The organism is Amycolatopsis thailandensis, assembly GCF_042723255.1.
GTDB lineage: Bacteria > Actinomycetota > Actinomycetes > Mycobacteriales > Pseudonocardiaceae > Amycolatopsis > Amycolatopsis thailandensis.
The window spans coordinates 58,936-73,172 of sequence record NZ_JBHXJK010000035.1 but is presented as its reverse complement, the minus strand read 5'-3'; the positions used below and the strand labels follow the sequence as shown (position 1 = coordinate 73,172).

Annotated in this window: 15 protein-coding genes; 7 read left to right on the top strand and 8 right to left on the bottom strand. The window is 69.5% G+C overall.

Annotated elements, in window-relative coordinates:
• From ACFWMR_RS16640 to ACFWMR_RS16620, 5 genes are all read right to left on the bottom strand, one after another.
• Positions 1-1,177, bottom strand: a 1,177-nt coding sequence (locus tag ACFWMR_RS16640; RefSeq protein WP_378378968.1) for a glycosyltransferase 87 family protein, incomplete at its 3' end; no start/stop codon positions are given.
• Between the two features lie 92 nt (positions 1,178-1,269).
• A complete protein-coding gene (locus ACFWMR_RS16635; RefSeq protein ID WP_378378967.1) occupies positions 1,270-2,484 on the bottom strand; it encodes an ABC transporter permease in 1,215 nt (404 codons plus the stop codon).
• Entirely contained in the window at positions 2,481-3,167 is a 687-nt protein-coding gene (locus tag ACFWMR_RS16630; RefSeq protein ID WP_378378966.1) for an ABC transporter ATP-binding protein, read from the bottom strand. Before ACFWMR_RS16630 ends, ACFWMR_RS16635 begins: the two co-directional genes overlap by 4 nt.
• Entirely contained in the window at positions 3,164-4,264 is a 1,101-nt protein-coding gene (locus ACFWMR_RS16625; RefSeq protein ID WP_378378965.1) for a peptidoglycan-binding protein, read from the bottom strand. Before ACFWMR_RS16625 ends, ACFWMR_RS16630 begins: the two co-directional genes overlap by 4 nt.
• Positions 4,261-4,812 carry a hypothetical protein gene (locus ACFWMR_RS16620; protein WP_093933213.1) on the bottom strand — a complete coding sequence of 184 codons (552 nt, stop codon included), beginning with the start codon at positions 4,810-4,812 and terminating at the stop codon, positions 4,261-4,263. The genes ACFWMR_RS16625 and ACFWMR_RS16620 overlap by 4 nt, the downstream gene beginning before the upstream one ends.
• A 709-nt stretch (positions 4,813-5,521) precedes the next feature.
• Here ACFWMR_RS16620 and ACFWMR_RS16615 point away from each other — a divergent pair.
• The 3 genes from ACFWMR_RS16615 to sepH all read left to right on the top strand — a co-directional run bounded on the left by ACFWMR_RS16615 (position 5,522) and on the right by sepH (position 8,376).
• A complete protein-coding gene (locus ACFWMR_RS16615) occupies positions 5,522-6,181 on the top strand; it encodes a response regulator transcription factor (RefSeq protein WP_093933212.1) in 660 nt (219 codons plus the stop codon).
• The gene (locus ACFWMR_RS16610; RefSeq protein ID WP_093933211.1) at positions 6,178-7,341 is read left to right on the top strand and encodes an ATP-binding protein; all 1,164 of its coding nucleotides are present in this window, start codon (positions 6,178-6,180) and stop codon (positions 7,339-7,341) included. Before ACFWMR_RS16615 ends, ACFWMR_RS16610 begins: the two co-directional genes overlap by 4 nt.
• A gap of 189 nt (positions 7,342-7,530) precedes the next feature.
• Entirely contained in the window at positions 7,531-8,376 is an 846-nt protein-coding gene (gene sepH / locus ACFWMR_RS16605; protein ID WP_093933210.1) for a septation protein SepH, read from the top strand.
• A 36-nt stretch (positions 8,377-8,412) separates the two neighbouring features.
• Here the strand turns inward: sepH and ACFWMR_RS16600 are convergent, their stop codons facing one another.
• Entirely contained in the window at positions 8,413-8,778 is a 366-nt protein-coding gene (locus tag ACFWMR_RS16600) for an MmcQ/YjbR family DNA-binding protein (protein WP_093933209.1), read from the bottom strand.
• A gap of 33 nt (positions 8,779-8,811) precedes the next feature.
• On the opposite strand from ACFWMR_RS16600, the gene ACFWMR_RS16595 reads away from it, so the two are divergent.
• Positions 8,812-9,630 (top strand): hypothetical protein, encoded by an 819-nt coding sequence (locus ACFWMR_RS16595; RefSeq protein ID WP_378378964.1) that lies wholly within the window; start codon positions 8,812-8,814, stop codon positions 9,628-9,630.
• Here the strand turns inward: ACFWMR_RS16595 and ACFWMR_RS16590 are convergent.
• Together ACFWMR_RS16590 and ACFWMR_RS16585 are read right to left on the bottom strand one after the other, a co-directional pair.
• Positions 9,627-10,268: a DUF2537 domain-containing protein gene (locus tag ACFWMR_RS16590; RefSeq protein WP_378277009.1), complete on the bottom strand. Its 642-nt coding sequence runs from the start codon at positions 10,266-10,268 to the stop codon at positions 9,627-9,629. The genes ACFWMR_RS16595 and ACFWMR_RS16590 overlap by 4 nt on opposite strands.
• Before the next feature lie 27 nt (positions 10,269-10,295).
• Positions 10,296-11,111 carry a TrmH family RNA methyltransferase gene (locus ACFWMR_RS16585; protein WP_378378963.1) on the bottom strand — a complete coding sequence of 272 codons (816 nt, stop codon included), beginning with the start codon at positions 11,109-11,111 and terminating at the stop codon, positions 10,296-10,298.
• A gap of 217 nt (positions 11,112-11,328) precedes the next feature.
• Here ACFWMR_RS16585 and ACFWMR_RS16580 point away from each other — a divergent pair, with 217 nt between their 5' ends.
• The 3 genes from ACFWMR_RS16580 to ACFWMR_RS16570 all read left to right on the top strand — a co-directional run bounded on the left by ACFWMR_RS16580 (position 11,329) and on the right by ACFWMR_RS16570 (position 14,187).
• Complete coding sequence (locus ACFWMR_RS16580) at positions 11,329-12,828, top strand: glutamate-cysteine ligase family protein (RefSeq protein WP_093933205.1); 1,500 nt, start codon at positions 11,329-11,331, stop codon at positions 12,826-12,828.
• A 23-nt stretch (positions 12,829-12,851) separates the two neighbouring features.
• Positions 12,852-13,445 carry a TetR/AcrR family transcriptional regulator gene (locus tag ACFWMR_RS16575; RefSeq protein WP_093933204.1) on the top strand — a complete coding sequence of 198 codons (594 nt, stop codon included), beginning with the start codon at positions 12,852-12,854 and terminating at the stop codon, positions 13,443-13,445.
• Between the two features lie 73 nt (positions 13,446-13,518).
• Complete coding sequence (locus ACFWMR_RS16570; protein WP_378277008.1) at positions 13,519-14,187, top strand: biliverdin-producing heme oxygenase; 669 nt, start codon at positions 13,519-13,521, stop codon at positions 14,185-14,187.
• Positions 14,188-14,237 lie beyond the last annotated feature (50 nt).

The following is a 14,237-nucleotide window of genomic DNA, read 5'->3' as shown; positions in this document are numbered from 1 at the left end:
TCATTGCGCTAGGCGCAATGAAGGGGGCCTTCACGTACTTGGGGAAGACTGCGGCCAGCACCAGCAGCAGAAGGCCGTAGAGGACGAAGGATTCCGTCGCCAGCCACCAGCCGAAGCTCCCGGCGGGCCGCGGCGCGAGCCACATCGGCGCGATCACGAACAGCGCCGCCGTCACGGCGGCGAGCACGTACGAAACCGCCGATCGCAGCCACACCAGCAGCACGAGGATCGGCACGCACCAGATCCAGTGATGCGTCCAGGTCACCGGCGAGACCAGGAGGCCGCCGACCGCGCAGGCGGTCAGCGCGAACACCGGTTCCGCGACGCGCGCGATCACGAACGCGGTCAGCGCGACCACCGCGGCCGCGGCCAGCACCCAGACGATCTCTTCCGCCGAGCCGAACCCGAAGCGCGCCAGCATCCCGCGCAGCGACTGATTGCCGACGTAGCCGCGATCACCGATGCGGCTGGTGTCGAAGAGGACGTCCGTCCAGAACTTCGCCGACGCGCCGGGCGCGAACGCGAACATCAGCAGCCCGGCGCCGAGGAACCCGGCGACGACCCGGACGGCGGAGCGGAAGTCCTTGCGGAACAAGAAGAACAGGATGAAGAACGCCGGGGTCAGCTTGATCGCGGCGGCGACGCCGATCAGCAGTCCCTTCGTGCGCGCGCGGCCCGGCAGCAGGGCGTCGAGCACGACCATCAGCATCAGCAGGGTGTTGATCTGGCCGAAGCCGAGCGTCGACCGGACCGGCTCCATGAGCCCGCCGACGGCCTGTGCCCCGATCGCGGCCAGGACGGCGATGGCGCGACCCCGGACGTTCGCGCGGTCGGTGAGCGAGCCGTTGAGCGTCGCGACGAAGAGGTACACGACGATCCCGCCCGCGATGATCGACGCGAGCCCGACCAGCCTCGTCGCGATCGCCGTGGACAGCAGCGTGCCGGGTACGAACACCGCCGCCGCGAACGGCGTGTACGTGAAGGGCAGCCAGCCGCCGTGCGTCTGGACCCAGGTGCCGTACAGGTCTCCCGAGTCGAGGAGCAGCCGGGAACCGCCGACGTAGACCTCGAGGTCCTGGCCGTCGAAAACCTTCATGGTGAACAGCACGCCGACCACGACGACTTCGAGCGCGAGCAGCGCCCCCGCGAGTTTCCGCCCCGACAATCCCACCAGCACCCGGCGAGATTACCCACCGCCACCACGCAGTTAGTCCTCTGGATGCGGTAGTTGGCAGTGCGAACCACCGCATCCAGAGGACGAAACGCCAGCTAGGCGAGGGCCTGGGTCGGCGGCAGCCGCGCCGCGCGCATCGCCGGATAGGCACCCGCGACGGCACCGACGAGCGCCGAGACCCCGACCCCGCCGAGCAGGGCGCCGACCGGAAGCACCGCCGGCCAGCCCTGGCTCAGCGCGTACCCGGAGGTCACGAGGACGCCGACCAGCACCCCGGCGATCCCGCCGAGCCCGGACAGCAACACCGACTCGGCCAAGAACTGGCCTCTCACCTGCCGTTTCGTCGCGCCGAGCGCGCGGCGCAGGCCGATCTCCCGGCGCCGCTCCAGCACCGAGATCACCATCGTGTTGGCCACCCCGACGCCGCCGACCAGCAACGCCACCCCGCCGAGCCCGAGGAACAGCGCGCTGTAGGTGTTCTCCGTCAGCTTCTGCGCCTCCAGCGCCTCCGACGGGCGACGCACCTCGACCTCGTTCGGCGCCTCCGGGTTCATCGTGTGCGCGAGCACCGAGCGGACGTTCTCGACCTGCGAATCCTTCGCGCGCACGTACACGGTGGTCGAATGCCCCTTGAAGCCGAGGAGCCGCACCGCCGCGTCCCAGCCGACCAGCGCCGACCGCTCGATCTCGGGCGCCAGCGGCGTCGGCCCGAGGATCCCGCCCACGGTGAACCACTTCCCGTCGATGAACACCTTCGGCGGGGCGGCCTGGTCGATGTGGTCGATCCCGAGCCGCGCGGCCGCGACCGAGCCCAGCACGACGACCGGGTAGTCGCGGGTCGCGTCACGGAGGAACCGGCCGTCGCGGACGGAACCACCGATGACGTCGAGCAGTTCCGGCGTCGCCGCGAAGACGGACAGGCCGGACGTCTCGTCCTTGTCGATCTTGTCCGTCCGCCGGACCGACGCGCCGGTGCCGCCGGTCGCGGACGCCGCCGTCACCGGGGCGATCCGCTTCGCCATCGGCACCGCGCTGTCCGGCAACGTCGCGTCGCCGCCGAACATCGTCTTGCCCGGTCCCGCGGTGAGCAGATTGGTTCCGAGCGCGGACAGCTGGTCTTGCAGTGCCTTCGCGCCCGACGCCGGGATCGCGAGCACCGCCACCATCGCGGCGATCCCGATCCCGATGCCGAGCGCGGACAGCACCGCGCGCATCGGCCGCGTCCGCATCCCGTGCGCGCCGAGGTTCAGCACGTCACGCGGGCCGAGCCGGGCCGGATCCGGCGTCTTGTCGAGCACCGGCGGGCTCACACCGGCACCCCCGTCCCGGTGTCGAGCCGGATCCGGCCGTCCCGCAGCTCGATCCGCCGCGGGATACCCGCCGCGATCTCCCGGTCGTGAGTGATGATCACGACCGTCGTCCCCTGCGAACTCAACGTGGCGAGCAGGTTGAGGATCGCCGCGCCGTTGCCCGTGTCGAGGTTCCCGGTCGGCTCGTCGGCCAGCAGGATCGACGGCGAGTTGACGACCGCCCGCGCGATCGCCACCCGCTGCCGTTCCCCGCCGGAGAGCTCGTTCGGGAAATGACACGCACGGTGCGCGAGACCGACCCGGTCGAGCGCCGCCAGCGCCCGCTCGCGTCGTTTCCGCCGCGGCACCCCCGCGTACAGCAGCCCCGTCGCGACGTTGTCGACCGCGCTCACCCCCTCACTGAGGAAGAACTGCTGGAACACGAAACCGATCCACCGTGACCGCAGCGCGGAAAGCTTGCGGTCGGGCAACTTCGCGACGTCGTGCCCGCGCAGTTCGATGACGCCGCTGGTGGGCCGGTCGAGTGTGCCCATCAGCTGCAAGAGCGTCGACTTGCCGGAACCGGACGGCCCGAGGATCGCGACCATCTCCCTGTCCTCGATGGACAGTGTCACCTCGTGCAGGGCGCGCACGCCGCCGGGATAGGTGCGCGAGGCGTCGCGCACGGCCAGCACCGGGGTCATGACGTCGTCACCACCCGCATCCCGGCGGCGAGGCCGGTGCCGGAGATCTCGACGCGGCCGCCGGAGAACAGGCCGGTCTTCACCGCGATGAGCCGTCGCTTGCCGCCTTCGTCGACCTCGACGGCGTAGCCGCCCTCGGCGAGCGCGAGCAGGGCGCCGACCGGGACCGCCAGCACTCCACTGTGGACTTCCTTGGTGAACCGAACCGAGACCGGCGTCGAATCGAGCGACCCCGCGGCGGCCGGATCGTCCAGTTTGATCTTGACCTTGATCTTCGGTTTGCCGTCGTCCTGCCCGGCGCCGTCCTTGCCGTTCTCCGCGACCTTGCCGACCTCGGTGATCACGCCGTTGGTCGTCTTGCCGCCGGTGATTTCGACACCGACCTTGTCCCCTTCCTTGGCGATGGCCTGCTTGGCGGCGTCGAGTTTGACCTCGACGATCCGCTCGGTGCCGGTGTACTTCAGCAGTTCGCCTCCGCCGGGACCGCCGAGCTGCGCGGCGAGCTGCGAAACCCGGATCTCGCCGGCCGCGAGGACGACGTCGCCCTGCCCGAAGGCGCCGGTCTGCTCGACCCCCAGCGACTTCTGCCACTTCTTGATCGCGGCGGCGGTGGCCGAGGTGAACTTCTTGTCGGGCGTGCCGAAACGGCCGAAACCGAGCGCCTTCAGGTTCTCTTCCAGCTGCTTGACGTCCGGGCCGTCCGCCGCCCCGTCCGCGAGGTCACGGAAGAACGGCAGCGTGCCGTAGAACAACGGGACCGGCTTGGCGTCGACGCCGTACACGGCCTTGCCGCGGGTGAGCACGGCGCCCGCGTCCGGAAGGGACGTGATGGTGCCCTGTTTCCGGCCGGCGAGGGAGCTTTCCTCGCCGTAGCCCAGCTTTCCGCTCGCTTCTTCCTCCTCCTGCAAGTCGGTCTTCTCCACCTTCGCGGTTTCGACCGGTGGCGGCGCCTGCCCGACCTGCTGGGCCTCCGACGTCACCCTGGTCAGCACGACCACCGACGTCGTCCCGACCACGACGGCGAGGACCGCCGCGATGATGAACCAGCGCGCCCGGCGCGAACGCCGAGCGCCGCCGGGACCTTCGTGTTCGCTCATTTCGCCGGAGCCGCCCTCATGGTCATGCCGAGACCGCAGGCCTTCGCCGCTTCTTCGAACTTCTTCGGGTCACCGTTCGCGTCGCCCAGCGCGATGGCGGCGCCGCCCTTGCCCGCGGGCTCGGGGTCCGGGAAGTCGATGCCGTGGTCGCGCATGCACTTGGCTTCCTTGCGCATCTTGTCGAGCTCTTCCGGCGTCGGCGGCTTGATCTCGCCGCCGTTCGGCAGGAGCTTGCGGCACGCCTCGTCCGCGGCCTTCATCTTGTTCTCGTCGAACCCACCCTCGACCGCCTCGAAGGTGACCGTGTCCTGGCCGTTGGCGTCCCTCTTGGGATCGGGCATGTCGACCCCGTGCTCGCGCATGCACTTCGCGAAGTTGCGCCTCTTGTCCTCGTCGGACACGTTGTCGGCCTGCTGTCCGTCACCGGCGCCGGCGCTCGGCGGTGACGAGATCGAGGCGACCTTGTCGCCGCCGTCCCCGCCGCCGCAGCCGGCCACCAGCGCGAAGACCGCTCCGGCGATCAGTGCCGCCATCGGTCGTTTCCGCATCGCTGCTCCTTCGGTCGTCTTGGCGACCCGATTTCTACGGAGGCGGCGATTCCGGCGCGGTAAGCGAAGTCGCTTATGTCGCGCTTACGCTCCCACTGGTCCGGCCCGCGGCAGGTGCACCCAGCCGGAACACGCGTGCTTGGAGGCCGAACTCATGTGCTTGACGCCGGAACTCGCGTGCTTGAAGCCGTAACTCGCGTGCTTGAAGCCGGATCACGCGAGTTACGGCTCCAAGCACATGAGTTCGGCCTCCAAGCACGTGAGTCACGGCTTCGATCACGCGAGTTCGGCCGGGGCCACCTGGCCGGCTGAGCCAAGCCGTCCGCAGGTACCGGCTCTGTCTCGGCAGAACGCGTTGTGAAAGCCACTTTCGCAACCTTCAACGTTGCGAAAGTGGCTTTCGCGACACCGGGCCGAGGTGGGCCGGACCGGTCCGTTCGCGTGACCGAGTGGACGACACGTGTGATCAGACGGACGACACTCGTGGCCAGACGGACGACATTCGGCGACGGCCGAGTCCCCACCGCGTGCCGTCCGCCCAATCACGCGTGTCGTCCGTCTGATCACGCGTGTCGTCCCACCGGTCACGCGAAACCGTCCGACCGCAGATACCTAAGACACGGTGCCTCCAACCCGACCGGGCCACACCACCCGGCCGGACGACCCGCGCTTATCTCGCGCTTACCCCCATCCGGGGCAGACTGACCTGGTGAGAGTGCTGGTGGTGGAAGACGAGCGGCTTCTGGCGGACACGATCGCCGAGGGCCTGCGACGGTTCTCCATGGCCGTCGACGTCTGCTACGACGGCGGCCAGGCCCTGGACCGGGTGGGGGTGCACGGCTACGACGTCGTCGTGCTCGACAGGGACCTTCCCGTCGTGCACGGCGACGAGGTCTGCGCGGCGGTGCTGAAGACCGGCGGCGAGGCGCGGGTCCTCATGCTGACGGCCGCCACCGACGTCGACGACCGGGTAGCCGGGCTGGGCCTCGGCGCCGACGACTACCTGACGAAACCGTTCGCGTTCGCCGAACTGGTCGCGCGGGTGCAGGCGTTGTCGCGGCGCGCGCGGCCGGCGCTGCCGCCGGTATTGGAACGCGGCGGCGTCGTCCTCGACCTGCCACGGCACCAGGCGTCCCGCGACGGCCGGTTCCTTCCCTTGTCCCCCAAGGAATTCGCGGTACTGGAGGTGCTGATGCGCGCCGAAGGGACCGTGGTCAGCGCGGAGGACCTGCTGGAGAAGGCGTGGGACGAGCACGCCGACCCGTTCACGAACGCCGTCCGCGTGGCGATGATGACGTTGCGGCGCAAGCTCGGCGAGCCGCCGCTGATCGAGACCGTGCCCGGCGCCGGTTACCGGTTCGGGTCGTGAAACCGCTCCGGCTCTCCGTCCGCACCAAGCTGACGGCGCTCTACGGCGGGGCGTTCCTGATCGTCGGGCTCGCGTTGCTGATCGTCAACTACCTGCTGGTGAGTTCGAAGCTGCCGGACACGGCCGCCTTCGCCGACACCGCCGCGGGCATCTCGGTCCAGCGCGCCCAGGCGTACCCGATGGACACGGCGACCATCATGCCCGTCGAGCGCGCCCAGGCCACGCAGCTGGTCGCGACCTCGATCACCGAATACCGCTCGGACGTCCTTTCGACACTGCTGTGGCAATCGCTGGTGGCACTGGCGATCGCCGGCGCGCTCGCGGTGCTGCTCGGCTGGCTGATGGCGAGCCGGGTGCTGCGGCCGCTGCACGCGATCACTTCCACCGCGCGGAAACTCGAGGTCGAGAACCTCGACAGGCGGATCGACCTCGACGGCCCCGACGACGAACTCAAGGAGCTCGCCGACACCTTCGACGGCATGCTCGACAGGCTCGCCGTGTCGTTCGACAGCCAGAAACGCTTCGTCGCCAACGCGTCCCACGAACTGCGGACCCCGCTGGCCGTGCAGCGCACGCTGGTCGAGGTGGCGATGGCCGACCCCGACGTCAGCCCGGAGGTCCGGAAACTCGGCGAGCACCTGATCTACACCAACGAACGCAGCGAACGGATGATCGAGGGCCTGCTCGTGCTCGCCCGCAGCGATCGCGGCCTGGCCGCGCGCGGCCCCGTCCGCCTGGACGAGGTCGCGGCGACGGTCATCCGGTCGGCGGCGGCCATGGCCGAGGAAGCGGGCGTCACCGTGGAGTCGCGGCTGCGGCCGCGGACCGTGTCCGGCGACCCCGTGCTGCTGGAACGGCTGGTCACGAACCTCGTGCACAACGCCATCACCTACAACCGCAAGGGCGGCTGGATCCACGTCGACATCGGCGGCGACCCGGCGCTGGTGGTGCGCAACACCGGCCCTCAGGTGCCGTTGGACGCCGTACCCGCGCTGTTCGAACCGTTCCGGCGGCTGTCGGTCGACCGGACCGGCGACTCGCGCAACGCCGGGCTCGGACTGTCGATCGTCCGGTCCATCGCCCAGGCGCACGGCGGGACCGCGGGCGCGGAACCGGGCGGACGCGGCGGCGGACTGGTCGTCCGGATCCGGCTGCCGTAGATTCCCCCGATCGTGACTGTGTGTGTCCAGCGCGTCACGCGGCGAGCCGTGGATTACTCCAGCAGAATGCACTTGCGGTCATGAACAAAATAGTGAGCAGGACACATGACATCGGCGCGCCTCACACGTCAAGGCGACGCGCCGTTTTAACGTGGACACCCACAAAGGTGAAGAATCGGGGAGGCGAGAATGCGAGCGCTACGGGTGGTCGGGCTGCACGAGGACGGTAAGTCCATCGTGTGCGAAGACCCGGCGAGCCGCACGCGCTTCCTGCTCCCCGCGGACGAGAGGTTGCGAGCGGCGGCGAGGGGTGACATCACCCGCCTCGGCCAGATCGAAATCGAGTTGGAGAGCCAAATGCGGCCACGCGAGATCCAGGCACGAATCCGGGCCGGTGAGTCCGTGGAGCAGGTCGCGAGCAGCGCCGGCGTGACCGTGCAGCGCGTCGAGCGGTTCGCGTACCCGGTCCTGCTCGAACGATCCCGCACCGCCGAACTGGCCCAGCGCGCGCACCCGATCCGCGAAGACGGCCCCGACGTGCAGACCCTCGGTGAGGTCGTCGCGCACTCCTTCGGGCAGCGCGGCCACGACTACAGCCAGGCGACCTGGGACTCCTGGCGCGGCGACGACGGCAAGTGGGTCGTCGTGCTGAGCTGGAAGGCAGGCCGCTCGGACAACCGCGCGCACTGGGCGTTCGCGCCCGGCGCGCACGGCGGCACCGTGCAGGCGCTCGACGAAAACGCCGAAGTCCTGCTCAACCCCAACGCCTACCGCGCCCCGCGCACGGTCCGGGCGCTGGACCCCGCCAAGGAACCAGCCGTTCAGCCCACTCTCGATTCGGCTCCGGACGAACCGGTCGCGAAGGTGATCGACGCGCCGCTCGCGGAGCCCGACGAAGATGTCGAGCCACCACTCCCGGCTGACGAGCCGGAGGAAGTGGCCGAACCCGCTCCACGGGCGAAGGGGAAGAAGAACCACCCCATCGTTCCATCCTGGGAAGACGTCCTGTTGGGCGTCCGATCGCAACGAGGTTGACTTCGCACGTAATGGCCCCTTCCGGTGGAGGGGCCATTACGTGCGTCCGGGGACCTGCGCGATCAGGGATTTCGGCGCCACGAGGCAATAGGCGTCGGTGACGATCCGCTCGATCTCGGCCCAGTCGACGTCGACGTCCACCCGGACCCCGATCCAGCCACTGTGCCCGACGTAGGGCGGCCGGAAGAACCGTTCCGGCTCGGCGCCCACCAGTTCTTCCTGCGCGCCGGGCGGCGCCGGGCACCAGAACGCGACCTTGTCGTCGTGATGACGGTCGGCGTACTTGACGAACGACTTCTTGCCGCGCACGAACCACGCCGGCTCGCCGTGGCTGAGGCGCTCGGAGGTCTCCGGCAGCGCGAGGCAGAGCCGTCTGAGTGAAACGAGCGGGTCACCGGCCATGGATCTCAGTATCCTCGTGCGAGGGGGATACTCATGCACGATTGGTACATCAGCACCGTCCGGTTGCGGTACGAGGTGTTCACCGGGGCGCCGTACTCCCACGTGTCACCGCTGGAATGGCGGATCGACCCCGAGAGCGTCCGCGGGATCGCGCGCGAACGCGGCTACCTGGAGATCCCGCCGATGTACCAGGGCTGCCTCAGTTTCCAGTACGCGCCACAGCACGTGCCGCCGGTTCCCTGGTTCGACGGTCCCGACCGGCCGGACAAGGACCGGGAACGCTGGCTGCTCAACCGGATCAGCGGTTCGGACCAGGTCTGGATCAGCCTCAAGCACGCGAACCTCTCCGCCCGGCGTGTCGCGGAGGTCGCCGGGACGGAGGGTTTGCGGGTCGCGGCGGATTTCGGCGATCCGGACGACCGGATCCTCCTGCTCGGCCGCGACCCGTCACCACCGCGGCTTCCCTTGCCCGCGCCGCCGGGGCCCGGGTTCCGCCCCGTGTGGCTGAACGGCATCGTGCCCGTCACGATCGCCGTCCTGCTCGTCGTGGCGCTGATTTCCGCCGGAGCGTCGGACGAATCCGAGGACCCGCTGGCCAACCTGCTGTTCTTGGCCGCTTTCGCCGGAATCATCCCGGCCGCCTTCGTCACCTGCGTGTTCCCGCGCACCTCCCGCCTCGGGTGGCTCGCGCGGGAATTCGACGGGCGGCCCCACGTGCAGATCGCGATGCGCGCCTACCGGATCTCCGCGGCGCTGGTCACGCAGATCGCCGGATACCGCGGTTACACGCTGAGCGGGCAACGGACGACGCAGGCGGGCGGGCAGATCCTGATGTTCTCCAAACGCGTCTAGAAGACGACGACCAGCACGCCGATCCACGCGATCACGATCCCCGCGGCCGCGCCGAACGACGCCCACCGCACGATCGGCACCCGGCGCGCCAGCCACAGCGACGGAGCGATCCCGGCGGTCACGACGGCGGACGCGAGCAGCGCGAGCCAGCCGCTGGTCTCACGCGCCAGGGTGTTCGCCAGCGCCAGCATCGCCACGACGACCACGGCCGCGACGAACGCGGAGATGGTCAGCCCGGTCAGCCACGGGGTCGGTTCCCCGGCGGGGTCCGGCGTGCCGAAGAGGCGGCGCGCGAGTTCGCTGCGGGGTGCCGGAGTGGGCGGGTCGACGATGACGCCTTCGCCGGAGACGGGATCGACGAACCGCACCGAGGTGCCCATCGTGGCGGCGACCCGCTGGGCGAGCTGACGACCTCGCTGGGAGACCACGGAAACGGCTTCGGTACCGGTGTCGCCGGAGTCGGGGTCACCGGAGTCGCCGGGGCGGGCGGCGCCGACGGCCGACGCGACACGCGCCCACTCGTGCAGCGCCTGGGCGAGGTCCGAACCGATCGCGAGTGAGTGCGGGTCCACCTCGCGCGCGCTTCCGCCGCCCGGCCCGGCCAGCACCGCGCGTCCCTCACGGATCCGCAATTCCATGGGTTCTCCTCGTGATCGCTCGGATGCTCACGATAGCGGTGGACGCGTCTCGTAGAACGCGATCGCGCCCGCGGTCGCGACATTCAGCGAATCGACGCCGTCGGGCATCGGGATCCGCACCGCGACGTCGGCGGCGGCGATGGCCTCGTCGGTCAGGCCGGGGCCCTCCGCACCCAGCATCAACGCGATCTTCTCCGGTGTTTGATCCCGTAACTGGCGCAGCGAAACGGAATCCGCACGAGGAGTGAGGGCCGCGATACGGAAACCGCGCTCCCGCAGCAGTTCCAGGTCGCCGGGCCAGGAACCGAACGTGGCGAACGGGACGCGCAGCACATGCCCCATCGAAACGCGGACGCTGCGCCGGTACAACGGGTCCGAACAACCGGCTCCGAGCAGGACGCCGTCGACACCGAGCGCGGCCGCGTTGCGGAACAGCGAGCCGAGATTCTCGTGGTCACCGACGCCTTCGAGCACCGCGAGCACCCGCGCGCCGTCGATGACGCTTTCGACCGTCGGCGGCGGGACGGGCCGGTCCGCGACGGCCAGAATCCCGCGGTTCAGATGGAATCCGACCGCCTCGGCCATCGTCTCGGCCGAGGTCACGTAGCCGGGGACGTCGACGCCGTCCAGTTCGCCGCTCAATTCGTGGAATCGCCGCTCCACGCCGAGGAGGGCGCGGACCGGATATCGGGATTTGAGCAGCCGTTCGACCACGACGGTGCCCTCGGCGATCACGAAGCCACGCCCGCCCGGCCGATCGGGCCGCCGATCGGCTGTGGACAAGTCGCGGAAATCGTCGAGCCGGGGGTCGCCGGAATCGTCGATGGTGATCAGTTCAGCCACCGGGAGAGTGTGTCATCACCCCCACCGCGCGCCGTTTGCGTCCGAACGTTCCGGGCGAGGTGGTACGAACGGGCGTATTTTGCTGTAAGTTAACCCCTAGTGACAGAGAGCACCAGTTTGGCCGCTAGCCGGGCGAAGGCGATGCGTGAAACCGTTGGGCCGCCTGGCAGTCCCGCCTGGATCCCGCGGAGCGTGGCCAATGAGGAGCTCGACGAACATGGGTAAGAATCTTTCGGCGGACCCCTGTGAACCGCAAGATCGCGGACGTTACCGCCGAAAGGTCCAGCGTTGTCTCGACACTTTGGCCCGAATGCTCACCGACGGGAGTTTTTCCTTCCCTCGCAAGAACATCGGGCTCGAGGTCGAACTCAATCTCGTGGACGCCGAGCTGCGCCCGTCGATGACGAACACGACGGTGCTCGAGGCGCTGAACGATCCGTCGTTCACCACCGAACTCGGCCAGCACAACCTGGAGCTCAACGTGCCGCCGCGGCCGCTGGCCGGCGAGTCCGCGCTCCAGCTGGAGGACGATCTCCGCGCGTATCTGGGCGCCGCCGCGCGCACGGCCGAGGAATCCGGCGCCTCGCTGGCGATGATCGGCATCCTCCCGACGCTGCGGCACGAGCACTTCGACCAGAAGTGGCTCACCAACAACGCGCGGTATTCGCTGCTCAACGACCGGATCTTCGCCGCGCGCGGCGAGCGGACGGTGCTTTCGATGGAGGGCGCGCCACTGCCCGGCAGACAACCCGAGCGCCTGCGCAGCTACTCCGAGTCGATCCTGCCCGAGGCCGCCTGCACCTCGGTCCAGCTGCATCTCCAGGTCGCGCCGGAGGAGTTCGCGGCGCATTGGAACGCGGCACAGGCGCTGGCCGGGGTCCAGATCGCGGTCGGCGCGAATTCGCCGTTCCTGCTCGGCAAGACGCTCTGGCACGAGACTCGGATCCCGCTGTTCCTGCAGGCCACGGACACCCGGCCGGAGGAGCTGAAGAACCAGGGCGTGCGGCCGAGGGTCTGGTTCGGTGAGCGGTGGATCACGTCGATCTTCGACCTGTTCGAGGAGAACGTCCGGTATTTCCCCGGCCTGCTGCCCGAGACCGACCGGGAAGACCCGATCGAAGCGCTCGACTCCGGCCAGGCGCCGAAACTCACCGAACTGCGGATGCACAACGGCACCGTCTGGCGCTGGAACCGGCCGGTCTACGACGTCGTCGACGGCATGCCGCATCTCCGGGTGGAGAACCGGGTGCTGCCCTCGGGCCCGACCGTCGTCGACATGGTCGCGAACGCGGCCTTCTTCTACGGTGCCCAGCGGGCTCTCGCCGAGGCCGACCGTCCAGTGTGGACACAGATGTCGTTCCAGGCGGCCGAGGAGAACATGTACGCGGGGGCGCGACGGGGTTTCGACGCGCAGTTGTACTGGCCCGGCATCGGCTGGATCCCGCCGGACGAGCTGGTGCTGCGGGTCCTGCTGCCGCTGGCGCACGAGGGATTACGCCGATCGGATGTTTCGGACGCGGCGAGAGAGCGCTATCTGGGCGTCATCGAGCAGCGCTGCCTCACCAGGAGGACCGGCGCGGCGTGGCAGCGGGAGTTCGTCCTGCGCGCGGAGGAGCGCGGGGCCGAGCGCGAGACCGCGCTGAACCGGATGCTGGGCCGGTACCTGGAGCTGTCCGCGACCGACACGCCGGTGCACACCTGGCCCCTGGAGGCCTAAGGTCTCCTTCCAGGAGGTGGCTCGTGCCCAAGATCATCGGCCGGTCGCTGGAGGAGCACCGGCGCGAGGTCCGCAGCAGGGTGTTCGACGTCCTGCGCGGGCAGCTGTACGAGCGCGGGTTCGACGCGGTCACGCTCGCGGGGGTCGCGGCCGAAGCCGGTCTCGGCCGGACGGCGATGTACAACCACTTCCCCGACAAGGAAAGCCTGCTGGTCGCCTTCGTCGAGGACGAGGCGACACGGTACGTCGAGCGGCTGACGGCGGCCGTCGCGACCGCCGACACCCCGGTCGCGAAGCTCTCGACGTTCGTCCGGCTGCAACTGCGGGTGCTGGCGGAGTACCACCTGCCGCCGGGGACGGCGCTCGCGTCGGCGCTGGCGCCCGCCGCGTACCGGCGGATCAGCGCGCACGCGGATCCCATCACCGGCCAGCTGCGGGAGATCCTCGCCGAGGGAGTGCCGGAAGAGGATCCGGACGTGCTGATCCCGATGATCACCGCCGCGCTGGGCAGCCGTCAGGTGGTCGACGTGCCACCCGAACGGCTGGACGACGCGATCGAGGGAGCGGTCCGATTCGTGCTCAGAGCGGTCGGCATGACGGAGAAACCTAAAGATTAGGGTAGCCTAACTCGCAGTTGTGCCTTACGCTCTTTCTGACAGCATGTCAGATCGATGCTTGGAGGCTGTGTCCATGCCGGTGACCACCGACGTCGAATCCGGGCCGTTCTCCGCGAACCTTCGCGCCTCCACCATGGCCGCCCACGAGCGGGCCAACCACTCCGAGTACATGAACGCGCTGCTCGGCGGCGAGCTCTCGCTGGAGGGCTACACCCGGCTGGCCATCCAGTACTACTTCATCTACCAGGCCATCGAGCGCGCCGCCGACAAGCTGGCCGCGGACCCGGTGGCGGGCAAGTTCGTCTTCGAGGAACTGCGGCGGCTGCCGAGCCTCGAACGCGACCTCGAACACCTCGTCGGCCCGGACTGGCGGGAGACCGTCCGCCCGCTGGCCTCGACGGAGCGTTACGCGCGGCGCGTGGCCGAGGCGTCGGACTGGTCCGGCGGGTTCGTCGCCCACCACTACACCCGCTACCTCGGCGACATCGCCGGCGGCCAGGTCATCCGGCGACTGCTGGAGCGCAAGTACGAGGTGCGCGACGCGGGGTCGCTGTTCTACCACTTCGACCAGCTGGGCAGCGCGCCCAAGTTCCGGGACGGCTACCGCGAGCGGCTGAACTCGGCGCCGTGGAGCGAGGACGAGCGCGCGCGGCTGATCGAGGAGGCGATCGTGGCCTTCGAGTGCAACATCGCGGTGTTCGACGAGCTGGCGAGCGAGCTGGACTCGTACCGGGCGGCCTGACCTCGGTCCCGTGTGTCATGAGGGGTCCCCATGGGACGAATTCCGTCCCA

Excerpts from the sequence above, each read along its gene's own strand:
- ACFWMR_RS16625 (WP_378378965.1), bottom strand. The coding sequence starts at position 4,264 with ATGAGCGAACACGAAGGTCCCGGCGGCGCTCGGCGTTCGCGCCGGGCG.
- ACFWMR_RS16630 (WP_378378966.1), bottom strand. The coding sequence starts at position 3,167 with ATGACCCCGGTGCTGGCCGTGCGCGACGCCTCGCGCACCTATCCCGGC.
- sepH (WP_093933210.1), top strand. The coding sequence starts at position 7,531 with ATGCGAGCGCTACGGGTGGTCGGGCTGCACGAGGACGGTAAGTCCATC.
- ACFWMR_RS16595 (WP_378378964.1), top strand. The coding sequence starts at position 8,812 with ATGCACGATTGGTACATCAGCACCGTCCGGTTGCGGTACGAGGTGTTC.
- ACFWMR_RS16590 (WP_378277009.1), bottom strand. The coding sequence starts at position 10,268 with ATGGAATTGCGGATCCGTGAGGGACGCGCGGTGCTGGCCGGGCCGGGC.
- ACFWMR_RS16570 (WP_378277008.1), top strand. The coding sequence starts at position 13,519 with ATGCCGGTGACCACCGACGTCGAATCCGGGCCGTTCTCCGCGAACCTT.
- ACFWMR_RS16580 (WP_093933205.1), top strand. The coding sequence starts at position 11,329 with ATGGGTAAGAATCTTTCGGCGGACCCCTGTGAACCGCAAGATCGCGGA.
- ACFWMR_RS16620 (WP_093933213.1), bottom strand. The coding sequence starts at position 4,812 with ATGCGGAAACGACCGATGGCGGCACTGATCGCCGGAGCGGTCTTCGCG.
- ACFWMR_RS16600 (WP_093933209.1), bottom strand. The coding sequence starts at position 8,778 with ATGGCCGGTGACCCGCTCGTTTCACTCAGACGGCTCTGCCTCGCGCTG.